Below are 3,053 nucleotides of genomic sequence, written 5' to 3'. Positions count from 1 at the left end.
CGTTTTGTTTTTGGGAAGAAGGCCAGAAATTTTTTTCCAAAAAAACATCAAAAAGTATTGTGGAGTTAAAAAAAGGGTTTTATATTTGCACCCGCTTAACGAGGAAACGAGTTGGGAAAAGAGAAAAGAAGTTCATAGACATATTGAATTGACAGCGTAAGGAAGTTATTGGAAACGATAGCTTTCGACAAAGAGAATAGACCATTTTGAGTACTAGAGATTCTGATTAGTTGTTAAGAGTACAAGTCATACAAGACTTAAAAATTTAACGATGAAGAGTTTGATCCTGGCTCAGGATGAACGCTAGCGGCAGGCCTAACACATGCAAGTCGAGGGGCATCGAGGAAAAGCTTGCTTTTCTGTCGGCGACCGGCGCACGGGTGCGTAACGCGTATACAACCTACCTTTTGCTGAAGGATAGCCCAGAGAAATTTGGATTAATACTTCATGGTATGTTCACCCCACATGGGGAGCACATTAAAGATTACGGCAAAAGATGGGTATGCGTCCTATTAGCTAGATGGTGTGGTAACGGCACACCATGGCCACGATAGGTAGGGGCCCTGAGAGGGGGATCCCCCACACTGGTACTGAGACACGGACCAGACTCCTACGGGAGGCAGCAGTGAGGAATATTGGACAATGGGGGCAACCCTGATCCAGCCATGCCGCGTGCAGGAAGACTGCCCTATGGGTTGTAAACTGCTTTTATACGGGAAGAAACCCCGCTACGTGTAGCGGCTTGACGGTACCGTAAGAATAAGGATCGGCTAACTCCGTGCCAGCAGCCGCGGTAATACGGAGGATCCAAGCGTTATCCGGAATCATTGGGTTTAAAGGGTCCGTAGGTGGATGATTAAGTCAGGGGTGAAAGTCTGCAGCTCAACTGTAGAATTGCCCTTGATACTGGTTATCTTGAGTTATTATGAAGTAGTTAGAATATGTAGTGTAGCGGTGAAATGCATAGATATTACATAGAATACCAATTGCGAAGGCAGATTACTAATAATCAACTGACACTGATGGACGAAAGCGTGGGTAGCGAACGGGATTAGATACCCCGGTAGTCCACGCCGTAAACGATGGATACTAGCTGTCCGGACCTCGGTCTGGGTGGCCCAGCGAAAGTGATAAGTATCCCACCTGGGGAGTACGTTCGCAAGAATGAAACTCAAAGGAATTGACGGGGGCCCGCACAAGCGGTGGAGCATGTGGTTTAATTCGATGATACGCGAGGAACCTTACCAGGGCTTAAATGTAAGTTGCATTAGCTGGAGACAGCTATTTCTTCGGACCACTTACAAGGTGCTGCATGGTTGTCGTCAGCTCGTGCCGTGAGGTGTCAGGTTAAGTCCTATAACGAGCGCAACCCCTGTTGTTAGTTGCCAGCATGTAAAGATGGGAACTCTAGCAAGACTGCCAGTGCAAACTGTGAGGAAGGTGGGGATGACGTCAAATCATCACGGCCCTTACGTCCTGGGCTACACACGTGCTACAATGGTAGGGACAGAGAGCAGCCACTGGGCGACCAGGAGCGAATCTATAAACCCTATCACAGTTCGGATCGGAGTCTGCAACTCGACTCCGTGAAGCTGGAATCGCTAGTAATCGCATATCAGCCATGATGCGGTGAATACGTTCCCGGGCCTTGTACACACCGCCCGTCAAGCCATGGAAGCTGGGAGTGCCTGAAGTCCGTCACCGCAAGGAGCGGCCTAGGGTAAAATCGGTAACTAGGGCTAAGTCGTAACAAGGTAGCCGTACCGGAAGGTGCGGCTGGAACACCTCCTTTCTAGAGAAAGACGACTAAAAGGTATCATAACTATTACAAGGGATAGTTTGTTCTCATTGCTGTCAATTTAAAATATTAAGTCACCAGTCAACGGTGATCAGAGGCGTAAAAGCCACTGAAAACTGAAAACTAACGACTATAAACAGTCTCATAGCTCAGCTGGTTAGAGCGCTACACTGATAATGTAGAGGTCGGCAGTTCGAGTCTGCCTGAGACTACAATTTTGGCCGAAAGGGCAAAATAAGTTCATAATATATTGAAAGGAAATTTTAGAGGTTGGGTAGCCGTTATAAGTACTGTTAACTGATAACTGTTAACTGAACACTGAAAAAACGGGGGATTAGCTCAGCTGGCTAGAGCGCCTGCCTTGCACGCAGGAGGTCATCGGTTCGACTCCGATATTCTCCACGACGGCATTAAATCGTCCGCTGGTAGTGATTTATCAGTGGCGGTTCGCCACACGTTCATTGACATATTGAAAAAAGATACATGAAATTAATACATTTCCAATTTATTGGAGGTGTAGTAACAATAATTCTGTTTGATCGGCATCACGCGAGCGATAGTCGATTAAGCAATTATCATATAGACACCAGTCTATTGATAAAACTCATTAAAAAAGCAAAAAGTACAATAAGCTAAACAAGGGCGTATGGGGAATGCCTAGGCTCTCAGAGGCGAAGAAGGACGTGATAAGCTGCGAAAAGCCACGGGGATCGGCACATACGATTTGATCCGTGGATGTCCGAATGGGGCAACCCACTATGTTGAAGACATAGTATCCGCAAGGAGGCAAACCCGGGGAACTGAAACATCTAAGTACCCGGAGGAAGAGAAAACAAAAGTGATTCCGCTAGTAGTGGCGAGCGAACGCGGATTAGCCCAAACCGGTGCTGTTACGGCAGTGCCGGGGTTGTAGGACCACGACATTAGAAGCACGATGAACTAGAACTGTTTGGAAAGACAGGCCAAAGACGGTGATAGCCCGGTATAGGCAAAGAGTGTGGACATAGTGGTATCCTGAGTAGTGCGGGGCACGTGAAACCCTGTATGAATCTGTGGGGACCATCCCATAAGGCTAAATACTCCTGAGAGACCGATAGTGAACCAGTACCGTGAGGGAAAGGTGAAAAGAACCCTGAATAAGGGAGTGAAATAGAACCTGAAACCATACGCTTACAAGCGGTCGGAGCAGACTTGATCTGTGACGGCGTGCCTTTTGCATAATGAGCCTACGAGTTACCGTTGCTGGCAAGGTTAA

At 47.3% G+C, this 3,053-nt stretch carries 2 tRNA genes and 2 rRNA genes (1 of these 4 cut by a window edge); all 4 read left to right on the top strand.

Annotated features, from left to right (window positions below):
• The first annotated feature begins 268 nt into the window (after positions 1-268).
• Positions 269-1,792 (top strand): 16S ribosomal RNA (locus tag ACIEHO_RS16395).
• Between the two features lie 144 nt (positions 1,793-1,936).
• A tRNA-Ile gene (locus ACIEHO_RS16390) sits at positions 1,937-2,010 on the top strand.
• 116 nt (positions 2,011-2,126) lie between these two features.
• Positions 2,127-2,200 (top strand) — tRNA-Ala (locus ACIEHO_RS16385).
• Between the two features lie 223 nt (positions 2,201-2,423).
• A 23S ribosomal RNA gene (locus ACIEHO_RS16380) occupies positions 2,424-3,053 on the top strand; it runs 2,195 nt beyond the window's last position.
• The 16S and 23S rRNA genes sit together here with 2 tRNA genes alongside, the layout of an rRNA operon.

Origin of the sequence: Flavisericum labens (assembly GCF_045446075.1) — a bacterium.
GTDB classification, from domain to species: Bacteria; Bacteroidota; Bacteroidia; order Flavobacteriales; family Flavobacteriaceae; genus Flavisericum; species Flavisericum labens.
This window is presented reverse-complemented; position numbering and strand designations above follow the sequence as displayed.